The sequence below is a fragment of the Sphingopyxis sp. USTB-05 genome (assembly GCF_023822045.1).
Taxonomy (GTDB): Bacteria; Pseudomonadota; Alphaproteobacteria; order Sphingomonadales; family Sphingomonadaceae; genus Sphingopyxis.
Map to the genome: position 1 here is coordinate 4,558,111 of NZ_CP084712.1, position 20,126 is coordinate 4,578,236.

General features: G+C 64.4%; 25 protein-coding genes. 11 read left to right on the forward strand and 14 right to left on the reverse strand.

Annotated features, from left to right (window positions below; genetic code table 11):
• Positions 1-70 precede the first annotated feature (70 nt).
• The gene (locus KEC45_RS21300) at positions 71-817 is read left to right on the forward strand and encodes a fused MFS/spermidine synthase (RefSeq protein ID WP_202966826.1); all 747 of its coding nucleotides are present in this window, start codon (positions 71-73) and stop codon (positions 815-817) included.
• Here KEC45_RS21300 and KEC45_RS21305 read toward each other — a convergent pair.
• A complete protein-coding gene (locus KEC45_RS21305; RefSeq protein ID WP_152682484.1) occupies positions 802-1,014 on the reverse strand; it encodes a hypothetical protein in 213 nt (70 codons plus the stop codon). The genes KEC45_RS21300 and KEC45_RS21305 overlap by 16 nt on opposite strands.
• A 371-nt stretch (positions 1,015-1,385) precedes the next feature.
• Between KEC45_RS21305 and KEC45_RS21310 the strand changes: the two genes are divergently transcribed.
• From KEC45_RS21310 to KEC45_RS21320, 3 genes are all read left to right on the forward strand, one after another.
• Complete coding sequence (locus tag KEC45_RS21310; protein WP_058538779.1) at positions 1,386-1,931, forward strand: cytochrome b; 546 nt, start codon at positions 1,386-1,388, stop codon at positions 1,929-1,931.
• A 330-nt stretch (positions 1,932-2,261) separates the two neighbouring features.
• The gene (locus KEC45_RS21315; RefSeq protein ID WP_152682483.1) at positions 2,262-2,501 is read left to right on the forward strand and encodes a hypothetical protein; all 240 of its coding nucleotides are present in this window, start codon (positions 2,262-2,264) and stop codon (positions 2,499-2,501) included.
• A gap of 216 nt (positions 2,502-2,717) precedes the next feature.
• On the forward strand, positions 2,718-3,377 hold the full coding sequence (locus KEC45_RS21320) for a BON domain-containing protein (protein WP_062185563.1): 660 nt from the start codon (positions 2,718-2,720) through the stop codon (positions 3,375-3,377).
• A gap of 61 nt (positions 3,378-3,438) precedes the next feature.
• On the opposite strand, the gene KEC45_RS21325 is transcribed toward KEC45_RS21320, so the two are convergent.
• Positions 3,439-3,906, reverse strand: coding sequence for an NUDIX domain-containing protein (locus tag KEC45_RS21325; RefSeq protein ID WP_062186925.1), 468 nt, complete (start codon positions 3,904-3,906; stop codon positions 3,439-3,441).
• Positions 3,907-4,112: 206 nt separating this feature from the next.
• Here KEC45_RS21325 and KEC45_RS21330 point away from each other — a divergent pair, with 206 nt between their 5' ends.
• From KEC45_RS21330 to KEC45_RS21340, 4 genes are all read left to right on the forward strand, one after another.
• On the forward strand, positions 4,113-4,286 hold the full coding sequence (locus tag KEC45_RS21330) for a hypothetical protein (RefSeq protein WP_156419645.1): 174 nt from the start codon (positions 4,113-4,115) through the stop codon (positions 4,284-4,286).
• Between the two features lie 2 nt (positions 4,287-4,288).
• On the forward strand, positions 4,289-4,417 hold the full coding sequence (locus KEC45_RS21915) for a hypothetical protein (RefSeq protein WP_274520277.1): 129 nt from the start codon (positions 4,289-4,291) through the stop codon (positions 4,415-4,417).
• A gap of 129 nt (positions 4,418-4,546) precedes the next feature.
• On the forward strand, positions 4,547-6,100 hold the full coding sequence (locus KEC45_RS21335) for an NAD(P)/FAD-dependent oxidoreductase (RefSeq protein ID WP_062185561.1): 1,554 nt from the start codon (positions 4,547-4,549) through the stop codon (positions 6,098-6,100).
• A 73-nt stretch (positions 6,101-6,173) separates the two neighbouring features.
• Positions 6,174-6,629: a potassium channel family protein gene (locus tag KEC45_RS21340; RefSeq protein ID WP_062185559.1), complete on the forward strand. Its 456-nt coding sequence runs from the start codon at positions 6,174-6,176 to the stop codon at positions 6,627-6,629.
• Positions 6,630-6,659: 30 nt separating this feature from the next.
• Here the strand turns inward: KEC45_RS21340 and KEC45_RS21345 are convergent, their stop codons facing one another.
• The 8 genes from KEC45_RS21345 to KEC45_RS21380 all read right to left on the reverse strand — a co-directional run bounded on the left by KEC45_RS21345 (position 6,660) and on the right by KEC45_RS21380 (position 13,510).
• Positions 6,660-7,355 carry an ATP-grasp fold amidoligase family protein gene (locus tag KEC45_RS21345; protein WP_062185556.1) on the reverse strand — a complete coding sequence of 232 codons (696 nt, stop codon included), beginning with the start codon at positions 7,353-7,355 and terminating at the stop codon, positions 6,660-6,662.
• A 378-nt stretch (positions 7,356-7,733) separates the two neighbouring features.
• Positions 7,734-8,465, reverse strand: coding sequence for a VIT family protein (locus KEC45_RS21350; RefSeq protein WP_062185554.1), 732 nt, complete (start codon positions 8,463-8,465; stop codon positions 7,734-7,736).
• Positions 8,462-8,836: an STAS/SEC14 domain-containing protein gene (locus KEC45_RS21355; protein WP_062185552.1), complete on the reverse strand. Its 375-nt coding sequence runs from the start codon at positions 8,834-8,836 to the stop codon at positions 8,462-8,464. Before KEC45_RS21355 ends, KEC45_RS21350 begins: the two co-directional genes overlap by 4 nt.
• Entirely contained in the window at positions 8,824-9,381 is a 558-nt protein-coding gene (locus KEC45_RS21360) for a hypothetical protein (protein WP_062185550.1), read from the reverse strand. The genes KEC45_RS21355 and KEC45_RS21360 overlap by 13 nt, the downstream gene beginning before the upstream one ends.
• A gap of 72 nt (positions 9,382-9,453) precedes the next feature.
• Positions 9,454-10,107 (reverse strand): hypothetical protein, encoded by a 654-nt coding sequence (locus KEC45_RS21365; RefSeq protein ID WP_062185548.1) that lies wholly within the window; start codon positions 10,105-10,107, stop codon positions 9,454-9,456.
• Positions 10,104-11,171 carry a zinc-dependent alcohol dehydrogenase family protein gene (locus KEC45_RS21370; RefSeq protein ID WP_062185546.1) on the reverse strand — a complete coding sequence of 356 codons (1,068 nt, stop codon included), beginning with the start codon at positions 11,169-11,171 and terminating at the stop codon, positions 10,104-10,106. Before KEC45_RS21370 ends, KEC45_RS21365 begins: the two co-directional genes overlap by 4 nt.
• 89 nt (positions 11,172-11,260) lie before the next feature.
• Complete coding sequence (locus tag KEC45_RS21375) at positions 11,261-12,877, reverse strand: MBL fold metallo-hydrolase (RefSeq protein WP_062185545.1); 1,617 nt, start codon at positions 12,875-12,877, stop codon at positions 11,261-11,263.
• Positions 12,878-12,925: 48 nt separating this feature from the next.
• On the reverse strand, positions 12,926-13,510 hold the full coding sequence (locus KEC45_RS21380) for an NAD(P)H-dependent oxidoreductase (protein WP_062185543.1): 585 nt from the start codon (positions 13,508-13,510) through the stop codon (positions 12,926-12,928).
• Positions 13,511-13,839: 329 nt separating this feature from the next.
• On the opposite strand from KEC45_RS21380, the gene KEC45_RS21385 reads away from it, so the two are divergent.
• The 3 genes from KEC45_RS21385 (at position 13,840) to KEC45_RS21395 (ending at position 16,714) form a co-directional block, all read left to right on the forward strand.
• Positions 13,840-15,714 (forward strand): PAS domain S-box protein, encoded by a 1,875-nt coding sequence (locus KEC45_RS21385; RefSeq protein ID WP_062186924.1) that lies wholly within the window; start codon positions 13,840-13,842, stop codon positions 15,712-15,714.
• Positions 15,704-16,318: a response regulator transcription factor gene (locus KEC45_RS21390; protein ID WP_054733988.1), complete on the forward strand. Its 615-nt coding sequence runs from the start codon at positions 15,704-15,706 to the stop codon at positions 16,316-16,318. The genes KEC45_RS21385 and KEC45_RS21390 overlap by 11 nt, the downstream gene beginning before the upstream one ends.
• A 72-nt stretch (positions 16,319-16,390) precedes the next feature.
• Complete coding sequence (locus KEC45_RS21395) at positions 16,391-16,714, forward strand: response regulator transcription factor (protein WP_058538791.1); 324 nt, start codon at positions 16,391-16,393, stop codon at positions 16,712-16,714.
• Here the strand turns inward: KEC45_RS21395 and KEC45_RS21400 are convergent.
• Genes KEC45_RS21400 through KEC45_RS21415 form a run of 4 tightly spaced genes read right to left on the reverse strand, consistent with a single transcriptional unit; the run spans position 16,711 to position 19,966 of the window.
• Positions 16,711-18,030, reverse strand: a complete 1,320-nt coding sequence (locus KEC45_RS21400; protein WP_062185541.1) for an NRAMP family divalent metal transporter — start codon at positions 18,028-18,030, stop codon at positions 16,711-16,713. The genes KEC45_RS21395 and KEC45_RS21400 overlap by 4 nt on opposite strands.
• A 60-nt stretch (positions 18,031-18,090) precedes the next feature.
• The gene (locus KEC45_RS21405; RefSeq protein WP_062185539.1) at positions 18,091-19,368 is read right to left on the reverse strand and encodes a DUF4010 domain-containing protein; all 1,278 of its coding nucleotides are present in this window, start codon (positions 19,366-19,368) and stop codon (positions 18,091-18,093) included.
• A 20-nt stretch (positions 19,369-19,388) separates the two neighbouring features.
• Positions 19,389-19,718 carry a TraR/DksA C4-type zinc finger protein gene (locus KEC45_RS21410; RefSeq protein WP_054731556.1) on the reverse strand — a complete coding sequence of 110 codons (330 nt, stop codon included), beginning with the start codon at positions 19,716-19,718 and terminating at the stop codon, positions 19,389-19,391.
• Positions 19,718-19,966, reverse strand: a complete 249-nt coding sequence (locus KEC45_RS21415) for a YdcH family protein (RefSeq protein ID WP_062185537.1) — start codon at positions 19,964-19,966, stop codon at positions 19,718-19,720. The genes KEC45_RS21410 and KEC45_RS21415 overlap by 1 nt, the downstream gene beginning before the upstream one ends.
• Between the last annotated feature and the right edge of the window lie 160 nt (positions 19,967-20,126).

Sequence of the window (20,126 nt, forward strand, 5' to 3'; positions counted from 1 at the left end):
GGGCAATATACGGAGCCTCCTCGCAAACTGGGCTTTCGTGCAAAGCGCGATGAGTATCGACGATCCGGACATGTTGATCCTCGACTATACGCGCCGGATGATGGGGTTCCTCCTGTTCCATCCCTCTCCGGGGACCATCGAGATCATCGGGCTCGGCGGCGGATCGCTGGCAAAATACTGCCACCGATATCTTCCGGAGGCGTCGATCGTCGCGGTCGAGATCGACCCCGACGTCATTGCGGTCCGGGAGCAATTCTTCATGCCGCCCGAGAGCGAGCGCTTCGAGATCGTCTGCGATGATGGCGCGGAATTCGTGAGGCGGGATACACGAAGCTGCGATGTCTTGCTTGTCGATGGCTTCGACAAGGACGGACAGCCTGCGCAGCTCTGTTCTTCAAGTTTCTATCGTGATTGCCATTCGCGGTTGAAGCCTGGCGGCATTCTCGTCGTCAACCTGTGCGATGATTACTGGAAGCACGGCTCTATCCTGGCTCGCATAAGAGAGCATTTCGAATGTACGATCGATCTTCCCATGAAGATAGGGATGAACCGGATCATCTTCGCATTCAGGGATGGGCGGCTCCCTTCGGATCCTGCCGCGCTATTGCAGACCGCCGGCGATCTCGATCGCATCCATCCGATATCCTTTTTGCTTTTGGCGAACGAAATATCGGACGGCATCAAATCGCGCGATGAAAGGCTTGGCGACAGTTTCGATAGCGACTTTCAAGAAGCGCAGTCGCTGTCGATCGCCTCGCTTTGGCTCGCGACAGAAATTGAGCATCTGCCGACAATCGACCCCTATATTCTGATCTGAATGGCCGTCTTGAGCACGCCGCATTGCCCGCATAAGGTCTTGGCGCGGTTACATTCCTCGCGCTGGCCGAGTTCGCGGGTTACGACATTGGCCTGGCTTCGAACCGACAGGTTCAGCCGATCGGTGACGCAGTCGTCGCAGATGGGCGAGCCACCGAGGTTCCCTATCAATTGTTCGATCTGTCCGGCTATCGTCATTCGGCGTGGCATGGGTCCGTCATAGTCGCGGAGACAGCACGAAGAAAGTGGCAGCCTATGGACGGCGGTGGTCGTTGCGTGGACCCACAGAAGTTGGCCAGCGCTTCCTCACGGGGTGGCGGAGAAACCTTGATCGGGCCGTCAGGGCTGCTTCTGTGCACTGTGTTCCAAAAGCCGCCTGGCCGCAAAGCGGTTCAAGAGCGGACGGTCCCTTTGCGGCCAGGTCATTTTGTAGCGGGGCCTTGACCGGTGTCAGGTCAGGGGTTGGCCCAAACGGGGTAAAAAGCTTACCGCATAGCGATCCGCGCGGATTGATGCAGATCAATGTAGCGAGAATTCATACAGGGCAATGTGATCGCAGGAGCGCCGCCATGACGATTGAGAAAAAATCCGATTCTTACAGTCGGCCATCGATAATCCTCCACTGGCTTACGGTGCTGGTCATCGCTGCGGTCTACGCCGCTATCGAGCTACGGGAATTCTGGCCAAAAGGCAGTGTGTCCCGTGAAGCGCTCAAGAACTGGCACTTCATGCTTGGACTATCCGTCTTCGGACTCGTCTGGCTCAGGATCATGGCGCGGCTCATATGGCCGGCACCAGCGCCTTTGGAAGGGCCGGGCTGGCGGAAACTGATCGCAAACGCCACTCACTTTGCTTTATATCTTCTGATGATCGGAATGCCGATCGCCGGCTGGCTCATCCTCAGCGCTGAGGGCAAACCCATTCCCTTCTTCGGTTTGGAGCTGCCGCCCTTGGCGGCCCCAAACCATGCACTGGCGGAAGAGGTCGAAGACCTCCACGGCCTGGGCGGCACAATCGGATATTGGCTAATCGGTTTCCACGCAGCAGCAGCATTGTTTCGCCACTATGTTCTAAAAGACAGTCTTCTCTTTCGGATGCGCTATGCTCGGATTTGAATGTCCGCGACCCGGTCGTTTCCTGCCATCCCATCTGGGTCAGCGGCGTACGTCCGCTTTTTGCGATCCGTGCCAAAAAGCGGACTGACCGCAGCCGGTCAGCTCAGGGCGACAAGGTGGCGGTCAACCCTTGCCTTACGGGAACGAGGGCGAGAGCGAAGGCGGCGGCGAACCCGATCTTGCGTCGGGAGACCAAGCATGGCTGGCCGAGCCGAAAATGCCTCCGCCGACGAGGGCTAGCCAAAGCAGCAGGTATGGATTCCAGGCCGTCGGGCTACCGCCCAATGCCGCACCGCAAACCTATGGCCGAGTTTGGCCAAGGTGCCGGTCATGAAGGTGACGCTGATACGGACCTCTCCGTCGCGGTGGAAGATCGTGATCGAGGCGCCCGCCCGACCTGAGAAACCCGATGGCATCGACAAATCCCGCCGGCCCGGCGAGGCAGAATGCCACTCTTCGAAAGCTTTTATCGTACCGGATCATGGAGTCTTCGATTGCATCGCCGTGCCGGCGATGTCTCTACGCCATTGTTCGGCGCGAGCGGCCATCATGCTTCCGTTCAGGGGCTGAGATCGAAAGCAGGAGCAAAAGTCCGGTTCTCTGACCGGAGCCTTTAAGCCGACCCATATTTCGCTGACGTACGATGCCATTGGAGGCAGGCGCTACCCTTACGGAGTTTTCCGAATTGGGCCGGTGCGCGGGGAAGGCGAAGATCTCCGAACCGAACCATCGGGTCCTGCCGGCCTTTGGCCGGGTTGCGACCTTCGGACGAAGAGGAGACAGATGATGTTGAAGAAGACAGACGGGCAGTTGCAGCGCGACGTGATGGACGAGCTCGAATGGGAGCCAAGCGTCGATCATGCGGATATCGGCGTCGCCGTAACAGATGGCGTCGTCACTCTCTCGGGTTACGTGAAAACCTATCCGGAGAAGATCGCCGCCGAGAAGGCGACGCGCCGCGTCGCCGGCGTCCGGGCGATCGCCGAAGAGATCAAGGTCCATTTCGCGTCCGAGCCCAAGATGGCCGATCATGAAATCGCCAGGCGCCTGCTCGACATGATGGCTTGGACGGTGTCGATCCCGACCGACAGGGTTCAGGTCAAGGTCGAGCGGGGCCGGGTGACGCTGAGCGGCATGGTCGACTGGGACTATCAACGCAAGGAAGCCTTCCGGGCCGCCAGCCGCGTTACCGGCGTCGCGGGCGTGAGCAACCTGATCGAGGTCAAGCAGCACCCGGCGCCCGCCGACGTGAAGGAGCGGATCGTTTCGGCCTTCAAACGCCAGGCCGATCTCGACGCCGCCGCGGTGACCGTGACCACCGAAGGGGGAATTGTGAAGCTCGGCGGCAAGGTCAGGGCATGGGCCGAGCGCGGGGTCGCCGAGAGGGCCGCATGGTCGGCGCCGGGGGTCACCCGGGTCGAGGATAATATCACGATCGCCCTTTGAGCGGAGCGATCCCGAAAATACGCTTTGCGGCCGCCCTCGAAGACGGGCGGCCGCTTTTGCGTCAGTGTCGAAGCGCCAGATAATCGGCGAGCCGGTCGACAAAAGGCTGCTGGCTTGGAAGTATCATGGCCGCAGCCTCCGCCGCCGTGAACCATCGCGCCGCGTCGATTTCGGGAAACGACTGGTACAGGCCGCTGCGCGGTGGCCACTCGATCTCGAAGCGATTGCTCACGACCGCAGTAGCATCGAGATCCTGCTCGAGCGCGAAGCCTTCGACGATCTTTCCGCCAGCCTGCCGGAGCGGGCCCAGCGGAACAAGCGTACCTTGCAGCGATATGCCAAGCTCTTCCTGAGCTTCGCGCAAGGCGGCAGCCTCCGCGTTTTCACCCGCCCCAATTCCTCCCTTCGGTATCTGCCAGGCGCCGCGGTCGCGCCCACGCCAATAGGGTCCGCCGGGATGGACGAGCAAGACTTCCGCGCTCCCGCCCTTCAGCCGATAAAGCAGTATCCCGGCGCTTCGCGCTATCACTGGCAGTCGCAGCTGTTTGTCGGCATCGATCCCCTCTCCCAATCATCGCTGCGAGCGGTTCTGCCCGCCAGTCTTCGGCGCCGCCGCGCAGCTATGGCTGAAAGGTAACGCGCCCTTCGTTCCCCGGCCATGTGCGGAATCTACGTATTTCGCGGTCTGACGCTTTCGCTCAATCTCTGACCACGCTTAAGGTGAAGGAGGCCAATATGGATATGCCCGATGTCGACAAGTCGCTTGCGAAACTCGGCGTGCCGCGCCGGATGCGCAAGAAGATCGGCCGCGTTTCGCGATCGCCCAAGCTTCGCGCGGCGGCGGCGCTGGTCCCCATTCTTACCGCTGGCCTCCTCGCGGCGCGCAGATTTGCACGCAAGGGGTCCTGAAAGTGGCGCCATCGAACCCCGAGGATCCGATTGAGCGTGACCGCGAGCACGCGGCTTCGCTCCGACTGTGGCTCGTCTATTTCGCCTTCGTCATTCTGGGCTCGGTCTGGTTCTTTCTCTTCCGGCTCTGACCGGCGCCGCCCACGCGGGTGCGGCAAATCCCAGAGCAGATGAGGCGACGGCCTGGTTGACCAAGGTCAATGACCTTTGCCGATGCGGTGTTCATGCCTTTCCAAAGATAGAAGTGAAGGGAGCTGTCGATGGCGGAAATCAGGCACCGAGGGCGCGCGAGCCAGCCCCGTCCAATCCATGTCGACGTGTTGATCGTTGGTGCCGGCATCTCGGGCATCGGTTCGGCCTATCATCTCCAGCAGCAGTGCCCGGGGAAGAGTTACGCGATCCTCGAGGCGAAACCGACCTTCGGCGGGACATGGGACACGCACAGATATCCCGGCGTGCGATCGGACTCGGACCTCTACACCTTCGGCTATCGCTTCAAGCCCTGGGTGGGCGCGCCGATCGCCAGCGGCGCCGAAATCCTCAAATATATGGGCGAGGTGATCGAGGAGAACGAGATCGGGGTCCATATCCATTATGGCCATCGCATTACCGCCTGCCACTGGTCGAGCGCCGCCAATCACTGGACGATAGAGGCGGTGCGCGCGTCGGATGGCGCGCCGGTTACCTTCACGGCCGGCTTCCTGTGGATGTGCCAGGGCTATTATGATCATGAGAAGCCCTATATCCCCGATTGGCCGGGACTTTCGGATTATGAGGGGCAGTTCATCCATGCCCAGCTCTGGGATTCGGCGATCGATTATGCGGGCAAGCGCATACTCGTCATCGGGTCGGGTGCGACGGCTGCGACCATCGTGCCGGCCTTCGCCGAAAAGGCGGCGCATGTGACGATGCTCCAGCGTTCGCCGACCTATTTCTACTGCAGCGAGAACAGGAACGAACTTGCCGATCGGCTTCGCGAGGTCGGAATCGACGAGCCCACGGTCCACCGCGTCGTGCGGGCACAGATCATGCACGACCAGGATCTGATGACACGGCGGTGCCAATCCGAGCCCGACGCGGTGTTCGAGGATCTGAAAGCGCTGATCCGGGGTTATTCGGGCGATCCCGACTTCAAATTCGAGCCGCATTTCACGCCGAAATACCGCCCGTGGCAGCAGCGGCTCGCCTTCTGTCCCGAAGGCGACATCTTCAAGGCGGCGACCCAGGGAAAGCTGACGGTCGTCACCGATACGATCGACCATTTTACTGCGACGGGTGTCCGCACGGTCGGCGGCGAGGAGATCGAGGCCGACATCATCGTGGCCGCGACCGGATTCAATCTGTCGGTGATGGGCGGGATCCCGTTCGATATCGACGGCGCACCCGTCGATTGGGCGAAGACGATCACCTATCGCGGGATGATGATGACCGGCGTGCCCAACCTTGCCTGGGTCATGGGCTATTTTCGCGCCAGCTGGACCCTCAGGGTCGACATGATGGGAGACTTTGTCTGCAACCTCCTCAACCATATGGACGACATCGGTGCGAGGAGGGTCGAGGTCGCGCTCAGGCCCGAGGATGAGGGCATGCAGATCCTGCCGTGGATCGAGGAGGATAATTTCAATCCGGGCTATCTGATGCGTGGGCTGGGCGCGATGCCGCGCCGCGGTGACAAACCCGAATGGCGCCACAATCAGGATTATTGGGCGGAGAAGGACGCTTTCCCGCGCATCGACCTGCGCGGAGCGGAGTTCGTCTATGACGGTGAGCGACCGGGGGTGTCCAAGCGGGCCACTACGGACGTTGCGGCCTGATGGCGTGGCCCCGCCGCAACATCGGCGAGGGGCATAGGCCTCCCATGATAGAGGCGGCCGCCCCGCGCAGTCCGTGACGCTCGCCCATCAGCTGGCTCTCGCCACGCTCGTCGTCGGCGTCACGGTCGTCGTGCATCTCGCCGGCCTGGCACTGTTGCTCGCCATTCTGCGCCGCTATCGGCGTGCTTCGCGGCGTTATCTCGTCATTCTTCTCAACGGCGGCGCGATCCTCGTCGCCGCCTTCGGGCTATTCGCGCTGCACTCGGCCGAAATCTGGATCTGGGCAGGCATTTACCAGCTGCTCGGCGCTTTCACAGACTTCGAGCATGCGCTCTATTTCTCGACATCGACCTATGTCACGATAGGCTATGGCGATCTCGTCCTGCCCCCGGGGCTGCGCGTCCTCGGTGCGATCGAGGGCGCGAGCGGTATCATCCTGATCGGCTGGTCCACGGCCTTCTTTTTCTCGATCGTCGATCGCATGAAACTCCTCGAACGCAGTTTGGATACCGATCATGGTGGCGGATGACCTAGCGGTGATGCTGACGCGGTGTGGCTGCTAGGCATAACCAATCGGTGCGGATGACACCGGATTTTCAGCCATGGCCGCGAGCCAGAGCGCGCCCAGTTCAAGGTCTATCCAGTCCGCGGCAAAGGGGTCGAGACCGGAACCCGGATAGAGACAATATTCCCCGAAATAGGGTCGACCCCCGATGTCGTAGAAGTCGATGCGAAGAAAATTCATGTCGCCGGCCAGCGTTTCGGCCGCCTCCAGCATCGCAGGCAGTGACGGTGGCGGGGGTGGTTCGTCCGCGGCCCTGACGAGCTGTCGCCAGCTACGGTCGTGAAGGATCCATCGATGCCGGCGGCCCCGCCCGAGATGGACCTGGACATGCGTTGCGGTGCCGCCGAACACATAGATCTTATAGTCGATCGGGAGTGGGAGCGCGCCGCCAAGAAGCGGCTCGGTGAGGATGCCGCGCGGAACGTCGCGATAGGCCCATTCGTCGAGCCAGCGCCCGTGGGGTCTGCGCTGCCAGCGGCGGGCTGTTCTGCGCAGTTGCTGCCATCGCGCGCAGTCGGGCACGGCCGTGATGACCCTATATTGATTGCAGCCGTGGCGCGACTTGATGATCGCGGGGGCCGGGAACGGGATCAGCCAGGGCAGGTCCGTGCCTTGCCAGAGCGTCGGCACGATCCACTCCTCGCCCAGCCGCGCCCCCGCCAAGCGCTTCGCCGCGATCTTGTCCATCATCTGGGTCTGGATCTGCGACCGATCGGTCAGCTTTCTAAGCTGCACAAGTTCGGTGAAGCGGGCGGGATGGTTCCAGTCGATGGGGCGGCCATGGCGCCAGCCATAGAGAAGACCGACGCGCTGCGCGGCGAGCAGAAGCCCCGATCAACGCCGGGTTGGGTCGGCGCGGCAGCGACTGCCGCGGTCATGTTGCTCCCGTTCCACTACGACCGGCGCCCGGATTTCCACATGCGTGCAGGGTGGCCCAAGCGGCCGGGAGCCGCACATGCTTCGATGGTTTGTCCGCGGCCGTCATGAAACAGGTAACCGTGCAGGTGCGAAAAGGCTGCCTCGCCCGATCATTTGTTCTAAGATCGGGGCGGGGTCCGCCCATGTCCGTCAGACAGCCGTGCCCACCAGCCGGCCGATTCCGGCCGTGATGGCCATCGCAAGCGCCCCCCAGAATATGACGCGTGCAACCGGACGGGCGGGCGCGGCGCCACCTGCAAATGCGCCGAGCCATCCCAGCGCGGCGAGGAACAGCAGCGACCCGATGGCTTCGAGTGCAACGATCCCTGTCGTCGGCGCCAGCGCGGCGACGAGGAGCGGCAGCGACGCGCCGGCGGTAAAGGTGGCGGCAGACGCCAGCGCCGCGGTGACCGGGCGCGCGGCCGTCATGTCGGTGATATGGAGTTCGTCGCGCGCATGCGTCGTGAGCGCGTCGAACGCGGTCATCTGGTTGACCACGATGCGCGCGGTTTCCGGATCGAGGCCGCGTCGTTCATAAATGCCGGCCAGCTCGTCGCGTTCAGCCGCGGGGTCGCTCGCCAGCTCTCTCTTTTCGCGGGCAAGGTCCGCCCGCTCGGTATCGGCCTGCGAACTGACCGACACATATTCGCCGGCCGCCATCGACATGGCGCCGGCAACGAGGCCGGCAACCCCCGAAACCAGGATCGATTGACGGGTGGCACCCGACGCCGCGACGCCGATGATAAGACTTGCGGTGGAGACGATCCCGTCGTTCGCGCCGAGCACGGCTGCCCGCAGCCACCCCGTCCGCGATACGAGATGGGCTTCGCGGTGATCGCCGCGTGCCGACGGCCAGGGACCGGGCAGAAGGGTGCCAGTCATCCGTCGCGCCCTTCGACCCACATCAGCGCCGCGCCGCGATCCTCGGGCTTGAACACCCTATAGCTGATATGCGGCAGAAGGGCGCTTTCGATCCGCGTGAGGGCCCGGATCCATAACTGGTTGGCGACGACCGCGACGCGTCCGAACCGGTCGAGCTTTGCGAAAAGGGGCGCGGCGCGCGCGATATGAGCGCCCAGCCCGCTGATCTCGATACCGTCGATCGACCGCGTCTCTGCATAGACATGCACCGTCTCGTTCGCCGCCATCGTGGCGTCGAGCCGGTCCATGATCGAGGCCAGTTCTGCCCCGGTGATCTTGCCCTCTATACGGACGGCGAGCACGTCGTCGTTCGTTTTGATCATCTCGAACATGCCGGGGCCTTTCCGGTGACGCTCGCCAGCATCGCCGCGACGGCGAGCAGGTCGAGCGTGAGGCTTTGCGCCGCGGGGACGATCGAGGCGAACGGCCAGGCGAATCCGATCGCGAGCGATACCATCATGCTGACCGCGCCCGAGAGATAGAGCCAGCCGCGGCCCGCATGGCCCCGCACGAGGGCAAGCGTCAGCCGCGCCGCCGCGCCAGCGGCGAGAATACCCGCCATCGCCATGGCGGTATGATAACCCCCGAGCAGCGGATCGACGAACAGGATGATCGCCTGGACGAGGCAGGCGAGCGCGCTTGCGAGCCATAGCCGCCGGTCCAGCCGGTCATTGCAGGTCGCCGCCATGCGGCCTTGGACGAGCGCGGCGAACAGCATCGCGGCGACCAGCATGTAGATGGCGGCGATCGTCTCGAGGAAGGTGCGCGAGAGGACGAACAGGATGAGGAGGCACACCGCCACCCCGATCTCGAGCACCGAGATTTCCTTCCAGAGGCCGCTCTGCACGGGTCGGCCGGGCGCGTCGGTCGCAATCATTATCGTCTCCTTTGCGGAAATTGCGTCGGGAGCAGGCATAACGCCGTGCCGCAAGCGCCGCATTGCGGGATTCTACGGACTCGTCTGTTCCTCCGCTTCCGGTCGCGGTGACGCGGCGCGGGTCCCGGCGGCGATATCGTCGCCGTCCGCGGCCAGCAGCTCGCGGAACGCGGCGAGACGCGTCCGATACCCCTCGGCATCGCCGAATTCGAGAAACTCATAATAGCGCTGGTGCGGATCGCTGATCCTGAGCGCATGCTTGATCGGGCACCAATATTGCTCGGTCCGGCTTCCGATCTCGCGGGCGTAGGCGATCACGCCATTGGCATAGGCGCAATAGGCACAATTCAGCGCTTCGACCCAGTTGAGATAGGCGAGGCGACCCCGGTCGAACGCGATATAGTCGCGTCGCTCGACACGGGCGATCCCATAGGCGCGAAAACAGATGGCCTGGTAGACGCTGATCCAGATATCGAGCAGGACCAGCGGAAGCAGCATCGAGTAGATGACGGGCGCGGTGATGATGACACCGAAGGAGGAGCGGGCGAGAAACGCCCGCACGCTCGTCTTGAGTTTCCTCTGTTCGATCACGATGCCGCGTTCGAACTCGACGAGCCGGTCATGAACCCGGACGCCCAGCGCCCTTCGCCGAAATTCGATCTCGCGATCGAGTTCGACCTGCAGTTCGACGATGGTCCGCGCGATCTCTTTCATGCGCTGCGTCACGCTGCAGGCCTCGCCGTGCGCGGATCGTCGGCTTCGATGATGACCTTCAGTGCCTTGGTCTCGGCCGCCCGCGAGAAGACCTCATATGCGTCCATCATGTCGGCCATCGCAAAATGATGGGTGACAAGCTCTCCGGGATCCAATTGTTTCGCCTCGACCATCCGCAAGAGCTGCGGCGTCGAGACGGTATCGACCAATCGCGTCGTGATCGTGATATTGCGGGACCAGAGGTGTTCGAGGTGCAGGTCGGCCTTGGCGCCATGCACGCCGACATTCGCAATCGTTCCCCCGGCTGCGACAAGCAGCTGACAAAGTTCGAAGGTGGCGGCAACGCCGACAGCCTCGATCACCGTGTCGGCGCCGCGCGCATCCGTCATCTCCATCAGCGCCGCCGCGGCGTCGCGTGTGCCGCTGTTGATCGTGTCGGTGGCGCCGAACCGGCGCGCGATGGCGAGGCGCGCCTCGTCCAGATCGATCATGATGATCCGGGCGGGCGAGAAGAGCTGCGCCGTGAGCAGCGCGGCAAGGCCGATCGGACCCGCGCCGACGATCGCGACGGTCGATCCCGGCGCGACCTTGCCGTTGAGCACGCCGCATTCGAAGCCCGTCGGCAGGATGTCGCTGAGCATGACCAGCGCATCCTCGCCGGCCTCCTCGGGGATGGCATGGAGGCTCGTGTCGGCATGTGGGATACGAACATATTCTGCCTGCGTGCCGTCGATGATGTTGCCGAGGATCCAGCCGCCCGTCGTGCAATGCGATGGCATGCCCCGACGGCAATAGTCGCAGCGGCCGCACGCGGTTATGCAGCTGATCAGAACATGGTCGCCGGGCGCGAAAACGGTCACGCCCGTCCCGATGCTGTCGACGATACCGACGCCCTCGTGCCCGAGGATGCGCCCCGGTTCGCAGCTCGGGACATCGCCTTTCAATATGTGCAGATCGGTGCCGCAAATGGTCGTCCTGGTGATGCGCACAATCGCGTCGCCCGCGTCCTGCACCTGAGGCACCGGCCGCTCCTCGACGGCTTTCAGGCCGGGGCCGTTATAGACGAGGGCTTTCATGCGATGTCTCCTTTGTATGTGGCGGGGCGTCCGGACCTTTGTCTTGGCGGCCTCGATCGCGTGGAACCCGCCGGTTGCGAAGATTTTGTCTATGCCGCGCGGCGCCGCCGCTTCTGCTGGGAGCGCGCCGCCTCATAGTTGGCGAGCACCCGCCGCATCTCGTCGAGCGCCTTGCGCCGCCCTTCCTCGCTGCGGATGTGCGCGAGGTTGTGCTTCAGATTGGCGGCGAAATCGGCGTAGTCATTCTGCCAGTCTTCACCCGCGAGCCGGGCGATATCGACGCGTCCGGTCCGGATTCGCTTGGGCGGTGCGCCGGGGGCGAGCGCGAAAGTCTCCCCGATCGCCGGAGCGACGACGGCGAGGCGGGGCGTTTCGGATTGGACGAGCGTGCGCAGCGCTTCGATCGATTCGCTCTCGCCATGACCCAGAAAAAGTCCGCCACGGATCGGGTGACGTTCGCGTATCCATGCCGCGAGCTCGTCGCGGTCGGCATGCGCCGAATAGCTGTCGATGCGCCGGACGGCGGCGCGGACATTGATGTCCTTGCCAGAAATCCGCACGCGCCCGGCTCCGTCGAGGATGACTCGCCCGAGCGATCCGCGCGCCTGGAACCCGACGAACAGGATCGTCGACTGGCGCCGATGAAGATTATGCTCGAGATGGTGGCGGATGCGCCCGCCCTCGCACATGCCCGAGGCAGCGAGAATGATGGCGCCCGACACGCTGTTGAGGCGGATCGATTCGGCGACATCCTCGACATAGCGGATCGAGGGATGCCGGAAGATGTCGGCGCCTTCGACATCTTCGAGCTCGGCAGCATGGGCCGCGAACACCTTCGTCGCCTGGCTCGCGAGCGGCGAGTCCACGAAGATAGGCACATTGGGGATGCGGTTCGCGTCGGCAAGGCGCGCGAGATCGAGCAGCAGTTCCTGCGTGCGTTCGAGCGCAAAGGTCGGGATCACGAGATTCCCGCCCCTCGCGAGAGCCGCTTTGACTTCGGTTTCGAGTAGCGCGCGGCGCTGTTCGATCGAGAGTTTGGGCCGCGTGCGGTCGCCATAGGTCGCTTCGCATATGAGGAAATCGATGCCCTCCGGCGCTGCGGGATCGTCGTGAAACGCCTTGTTGTCGGGGCCGATGTCGCCGGAAAAGAGCAGATGCACCCCGCCGGCTTCCAGTTCGACCGAGGCCGAACCCAGGATATGGCCGGCGTTCCACAGCCGCGCCCGGAAACCCGGCGCGGGTTCGAACCATGTCCCAAGTCCGACCGGCTCGGCGAGTCGCCAGGCGCGAAGGCCATCGGCCTCGGTATAGAGCGGCTCGAACATCGCTTCGCCGGCGCGGTCATAGCGGCGGTTTCGGCGCGCGGTGTCGCTCTCCTGAATTCTCCCCGCGTCGGCGAGCATATATTCGAGAAGGTCTGCGGTGGGCGCGGTGCACCAGACGGAGCCGTGATAGCCTTCCTTCGCGAGCTTCGGTAACAGCCCGCAATGATCGATATGGGCATGGGTCAGGAGCGCGGCGTCGATCTTGCCGACCTCGAACGCGAACGCGCCATGGTTCAGTGTTTCGAGGCTTCGCGATCCCTGGAACAATCCGCAATCGATCAGGATTCTGTGCTGCCCGAGCGTGAGTTCCATGCACGAGCCGGTGACGGTTCCGGCGGCACCATGGAATTGGATCGTCAGCGGCGTTTCGGTATTGGCCATGACTAGCTGCCCTTCTTTCGCGGATGGGATCGACGACCTTGCATCGGCTCAGCGGCCCGCCGCGCCATGTTCGGCCATTGTCTCGAGCCACATGGTGCGGTGCTTGGGATCGCCCTCGACATTGCCGACGATGCTGCGTTCGGTCGGCGCGATGCCGACAAAGCGCAGAATGTTGCGCTCGAGGCTGCGCAGGCTGTGCGCGCGGAAAAAGAAGCGGTAGAAAAGCGCGGGCATCCCCATCGTCACGACGATATGGGCCGTCCGGCCCTTGAGGCGTTTTTCGGGCAAGCCGTTCGCCTTGGGCGCGAACGCGAAGCCCGGGCGCATCACCTGTTCGAAGAAGCCCTTGAGGCGAGCGGGCAGGTCTCCGAGCCAGAGCGGGTAGAAAATCACCAGATGTTCGGCCCATCCAATATCGTCCTGCGCCTCGGCGATCGCGGGCGGAAGCGGACCTTCTTCCCACTCGGCGCGACTTTCGAGCAAATCGAACGAGAGCTCCGCAACCGCGATGCGGCGGACCTCATGACCCGCCGCCAGCGCCGCCGCCGCATAGGTATCGGCCAGCGCATGGACGAACCGTCCCGGATCGGGGTCGGGATGTCCGTCGATGAGCGTGATCCGTCTGGTCTGCATGTGACATCCTGAACGAAGGGCCGCTGCCGGATTTTAGCGCGGGAGCAATGGACCGCCGCGCCGGGCCGAGCTGGACGGGACGGGCGAGGCGCGACGATCCGCGTGCCGCTTTTGATATCGCGGGCGGGTTCCTCCTATCCGTAGATTCCCGCATGGGCGCACGGCGCACACCGCCCTAGCGAAGCGGGATGTCCCTTAAGGAACAATACGGATCGCGAACGCGCCGGGCGTTTCGCGCCCCGCCAAAAGCCGCTATGGACGGTGATCGGGGGAAGGCGCACCGCGAGGGCGGCGGCGCCTTTGCAGCGCGGGCGGAGGCCGCGCGGTCGATGTCGATGATACAACGTCCTTTTGCGATACGCCTGGCGCTGGCGCTGCTGTTTGTCGCTGCTGCGGCGCTGCTCCGCTATGCGCTCACTCCCTGGCTTGGCGGCAGTGCATCCTTCCTGCTTTTCGCACCCGCCATCCTTGCGGCCGCTTTCTATGCCGGTCCGATGGCGGCATCGATTGCGACCGCGCCAGCCCTTGGGCTTGGTCTCTATTTCGCCGGCTTCCGGGACGGCGGCAGCTATAATCTCGTCGAGGTCATAGTGTTTCTGGTCACCGCGGCCGGCATCGTCGCGCTCTCGCAAGCCTTCGAGCGGATGCGGCGGCGCGTGCATGAAAGCGACCATCGCGCTGCGCGGCGCGATGCCGAGGCGGCGCTGGTCGCCGAGGAACTCAATCTGCTCATCGACGGCGCGCAGGGGCATGCGATCTACCTGCTCGATGCCGAAGGCCGCGTGACGATCTGGAACAAGGGCGCCGAACGCCTCAAGGGCTGGCGCGAGGAAGAGGTTGTCGGCAAGGATGCCGCGATCTTCTATCCGCCCGACGCCGTCGCGGCCGGCAAACCTGGGGGCGACCTTGCCGTTGCGGCGCGCGAGGGACGTCTCGAGATGGAGGACTGGCGCGTCCGCAAGGATGGATCCGAGTTCCTCGCCGATGTCTCTATCACGGCGCTTCGCACCGCGGGCGGCGATCTTCGCGGTTTCGCCAAGGTCGTCTCGGACATCACCGGACGGCGCGCCGCCGAGGAGGCGCTGCGGTCGCAGGAAAGCCATCTCCGGTCGATCCTCTCGACGGTGCCCGACGCGATGGTCGTCATCGACGATCAAGGTTCGATCGTGTCCTTCAGCGCGGCCGCCGAGCGGCTGTTCGGGTATCAGGAGGCCGAGCTGCTCGGGGTCAATGTCAGCCGGCTGATGCCCTCACCCGATCGCGAGCGCCACGATGCCTACATCCGGCGCTTCCTCGAAACGGGGGAAAAGCGCATCATCGGCATCGGACGCGTGGTGTTCGCCGAGCGCAGGGACGGCTCGACCTTTCCGATGGAATTGTCGATCGGCGAGGCGTCGAGCGACAGTCACCCGCTCTTTACCGGCTTCATCCGCGACCTCACCGAACGCCAGCAGACCGAGGCGCGGCTCGAATCGCTCCAGTCCGAGCTGATCCATGTTTCGCGCGTCAGCGCGATGGGGACGATGGCCTCGACGCTCGCGCATGAGCTCAACCAGCCGATTACCGCGGTCACCAATTATGTCGAAGCGGTGCGCGACCTGCTCGCCAATCCCGATCCCGACGATATTCCGATGATCCGCGATGCGCTCGACGATACGGCGAAGGAAGCGTTGCGCGCAGGGCATATCGTTCGCCGCCTGCGCGACTTCGTGGCGCGCGGCGAGGTCGAGAAGACGATCGAGAAACTGCCGGTGCTCATCAACGAGGCGGCGGTGCTCGGACTGATGGGCGCGCGCGAGAAGAGCGTTGAGCCGCGCTTCGACCTCGATCCCTATGCCTCGCCGGTGCTCGTCGACAAGGTCCAGATCCAGCAGGTGCTGATCAACCTCATTCGCAACGCTGTCGAAGCGATGGCCGACAGTCCGGTGCGGCAGCTGACCGTCACGAGCCGTCCCGACCAGCGCGGCTTTGTCCGCGTGATCGTCGCCGATACCGGACCGGGCGTGACGCCGGAGGTCGCCGAGCAGCTCTTTACGGCGTTCGTCAGCACCAAGGCAGAAGGCATGGGACTCGGTCTCTCGATCTGCCGGACGATCGTCGAGGCCAATGGCGGACGTATCTGGATGGAGCCGCGCACCGGCGGCGGGACCGAATTTCACTTCACACTGGTGAGCGCGAAGGCGGAGGAAAATGATGTCGGATAGGAAGCTCGTGCATATCGTCGACGATGAGGAGGCGATCCGGCGGTCGGCGAGTTTCATGCTCAAGACCTCGGGCTATGCGGTCGAGACCTGGGCCAATGGCGCGCTGTTCCTGAAGGAAATCCGGCACGTGCCCGAAGGCTGTGTCCTGCTCGACGTGCGCATGCCCGAAATGGACGGGCTCGAGGTCCAGCAGGCGATGCTGGAGCGCGGGGTTACCATGCCGGTGATCGTCCTTACCGGGCACGCCGACGTCTCGATCGCGGTCCGGGCGATGAAGGCCGGCGCGGTCGATTTCCTCGAAAAGCCGTTCGAAAAGGCGGTGCTCATTGCCTCGATCGAGGCCGCTTTCGCCCGCATGGCGGCGGCCGATGGAGCGGTGGCGCGCGCCGCCGAGGCCGAGGTCGTTCTTGGCATCCTGACCCCGCGCGAGCGCGAGGTTCTCGAAGGGCTCGCGCAGGGACTGCCGAACAAGACCATCGCCTATGACCTCGGCATCTCGCCGCGTACCGTCGAAGTCCACCGTGCGAACCTCATGGCGAAGCTCGATGTCCGCAGCCTGTCCGACGCGCTGCGGCTCGCCTTCGCCGCAGGACTCGGTGCCTGAAATCTGCGGACATTACGTAACGACCGCAGGACGCCCGAGCGCTAGACGACTGTCCATCGGAGGATGGACCGCATGACGACAGCCCGCCGCGAAGACCCACAGGCCGCGATCCGCCGCCCCGCGCCGGACCGCGCTGCGCGGTCGCGGCATTCGCCCCCTCTCATCGAACAGCTCACACATCGCGAGCTCGAAGTCGTGGGCGGGCTCGTGCGCGGTCTCACCAACAAGCAGATCGGGCAGGAGCTCGGCATCAGTCACCGCACCGTCGAAATTCATCGCTCGCGCCTGATGCGCAAGCTCGGCGCCGCGACGCTCGCCGGGCTCCTCGGTATCATCCTGCCCCAGCGCGACCGGATCGACGCACTGATCGCGCGGCACGCCCGCGCCCCGCGCTAGATATCTCCCGTCACGAGGAAGAAGAAAAACAGCAAGGTTGCTGCCGTCATCACCGCGGTTGCGGCCCAGCCCGACCAGCTCTGGCGGCGCGAAATGACGAGACGGCCCATCGCGCGCGGATTGCGGGCGATCAGCATCATCACCAGCATGAGCGGCGCGGCGAGCACGCCATTGACCACCGCTGCCCAGTAGAGCGCGCGTGCCGGGTCGATGCCGATCGCCGAGAGCGAGGCGCCGGCAAGCGTGGTCGCGGCGATCGTGCCGTAGAAGAGACGCGCCGAAAGCGGCTTGGCGTCGAGGCTACCTGCCATTCCCGCCATCTCGGTGACGGCATAGGCGGCCGATCCGGCCAGCACCGGGACCGCGAGAAGGCCGGTGCCGATGATTCCGAGCGCGAACATCGCGAAAGCAAACGGCCCGGCGAGCGGACGCAGCGCTTCGGCGGCCTGCGCCGATGTGGCGATATCGCGTATGCCCTCGGCATGCAGCGTCGCCGCGGTCGCGAAGACGATCGCGAGCGAAATGAGAGTGCTGAACGCCATGCCCGTCAGCGTGTCGACACGAATGCGCCTGAACTCGCCATCGGCTGCCGCGGGCGTCAGGCAGAGCGGCTTGGCATGATGGCAATGCTGTTCCTCGATCTCCTGCCCCGCCTGCCAGAAGAAGAGATAGGGGCTGATCGTCGTGCCGAGGATTGCGACGAACGCCGTGGCATAGGCTGCATTGAGTTCGATGTCGGGAAGCAGCAGCGCCGTGAGGGCCGTGCCCCATGGAACATGCACCACGAACAGCACCGCGACATAGGTAAAGAGGGTGAGCGTCGTCCATTTGAGGATTGCGGCGTAGCGAGAATAGCTAAGGCCGACTTCGAGGACGATGCTGAGGATCCCGAACAACAAGGTATAGAGTCCGGCCTTGCCTCCGGCGAGCAGGGCCAGCGCCGCACCCATCGCGCCGAGATCGGCGCCGAGATTGATGATGTTCGCGACGAGCAGCAGCGATACCATCGACCAGAGCAGGGGACGCGAATAATGCCGGCGGAGGTTGCGCGCGATCCCTGCGCCGGTAACCCGCCCGATCTCGGCGGCGATCTCCTGGATCGCCACCATCAGCGGGAAGCTCAGCACGAAGGTCCAGGAGAGCCGGTAACCGAATGCCGCGCCGATCTGGCTGTGCGTTCCGATTCCGCTCGGATCGTCGTCGGCGGCGCCGGCGATCAGGCCCGGACCGAGCGCGCGAAGAAATGTCCGCGGGTTTGACGAGAGGTTCGCCGGCTGGGTCGGCGGTCCTTCATTATGGTCTGTTGCTGCGGTCACCGAAGGCCCCCTTTTGAAACCATTCCACCTCTGGCCACTCCATGCGGCGTCCGATCGGGCTCAGACGAGAAGGGTCGGCAGGACCGCGAGGCTGGCTGCAACGCTCAGCACAAGCGGCAAGGCGAGCTTCCATCCTTTGCGCAGCCCCGCGATCGCCAGGGCGGTGGCGCCCTTGAACAGCGTGTTGGCGAGCACCGGGGCAATGATGACGATCGTCGCGATCTGGCCCTCGAGCAGACCCGGAGGTAGCGATCCCACCGTGATGATCGCGGAGTCGACGTCGGCCAGGCCCGAAAGCGCGATGACCAGCGCGAGGCCGCGTTCGCCCACCATCGCCATCATCCAGCGTGCGGCGACGGTCAGCACCATGACGAGCAGCATGAGGCCGATCGCCGGCGCGAGCCGGAACGGGTTCTTGAGCTCGACGGGACGGTTGGCAGCGCTTTCCTTGCGGCGGCTCCGCAAAGCCCAGAACATCGCGCCGCCGCTCACCAGCGCGGCGGGTGCCGCAAGCCAGCCGAAGGCCGGCATCGCTGCCGGCGCGAGGAACAGGGTCAGGACGATCGCGCGGATCAGCATGACCGCCGACGCCGCGCCGATGCCGGCAATGGCCATCGCCTCGCTTTCCTCTCCGTCGCGCACGCGCATCGCGAGCGCCGCGGTCACCGCGGTCGAGGAAACCATCGCGCCGGTCGCGGCCATGACGAGCGTGCCCCGCGAGGCGCCAAAGCGTTTCGCTGCGATATAGCCGAGAAAGGAGAAGCCCGAGACGAACACCACGACCAGCCAGAGCTGGCGAGGATTCCAGGCGTCATAGGGGCCGAAGCGCTGGTCGGGCAGCAGCGGCAATATGGCGAGCGCGATGAGCGCGAACCGGACGATCGCGCCGACCTCGATATCGCTGAGACCGGAAACCCAGCGATGAAGCTCGGTGCGCAGCGCAAGCACCAGCGTCATGGCAACGGCGACCACCGTCGCCATCTCGCTCCGACCGCTGGCCGCGAGATAGCCGCAACCGAGCGTGATGAGGGCCGCGAGGCTCGATGTCCCGCTCAGCTGCTCGGGCGCCCGCGCGGTTTTCGCATAGCCGATGAGGGTGAGGACAGCTGCAGCCCCGGCGACGATCGCCGCGATCGCCGGGCTTTGAGATCCGGTCGCTCCCGCGATGCCGCCCGCAAGGCCGAACAGCGCAAAGGTCCGCACACCCGCGAAGCGGCTGCCCGCGGTCTCGTTGCGCAGGCTCCAGCCGCGCTGGATGCCGACAAGCAGCCCGAGAAGAAGCGCCAGTCCGATGCCGGCGAGTTGCTGCAGGTTGGCGTCTGGAAGGGATTCGATCATGTCGTTCGCCGGGCGTATGTTCAGCCGCCGAACTCGCGCTCGCAGTCGATGCAATGCGCGGTGTGCGGAACGGCTTCGAGGCGCGCGGCATCGATCGGGATGCCGCACGCGGTGCAGAGGCCGTAATGGCCGGCATCGAGACGCGCGATCGCGAGCCGGATTGCCTTCATCTGCTCAGTTGCGGCGCTTTGCCGCGCATCGATCGTCTCGTCGTCTTCGCGCTCGACAGCCTGCTCGGCGGAATCGTCGTCGAGCGGCACGCGCTGCTCGCTTTCCAGCCGCTCAACCTCCGCTGCGAGCTGGTCGAGGCGCACGACCAGGCCCGCGCGTATTTCGGAAAGACTGTGCATCACGCCTCCTCCTCGATCGCGATGAGCGCGGCAATCTCGTCGAGGGTGAACAGCCGCCGTTTCTTGAGGTCCTCCAGCTGGTCGTCGGCGACCGCCGCAAGACCGGCCTCGACTCGCTGAATCCGGCTCTGAAGGTCATGATGCTCCTCGGCGAGCTGGCGAAAATTCGAACTGCCAAGCTTGAGTGCATGGAGCGCCGGCCCGTGGTCCGGAAACAGCGCATGAAGATCGTGGCCGGCTTCGCTCATCCTGGGTCCTTTCGTCGCGGATTTGTCTCGCCGGATTGCGCCGGGACGCGCGCCCTGTCGTTACGCAATAGCCCTTACGCCCCTGGCGGTTCGCGCCGGTCGGGCCTTTCCTCGCACCACATACGTACAGTTGCGTAATCACGGGCGCATGCGGAGCCGC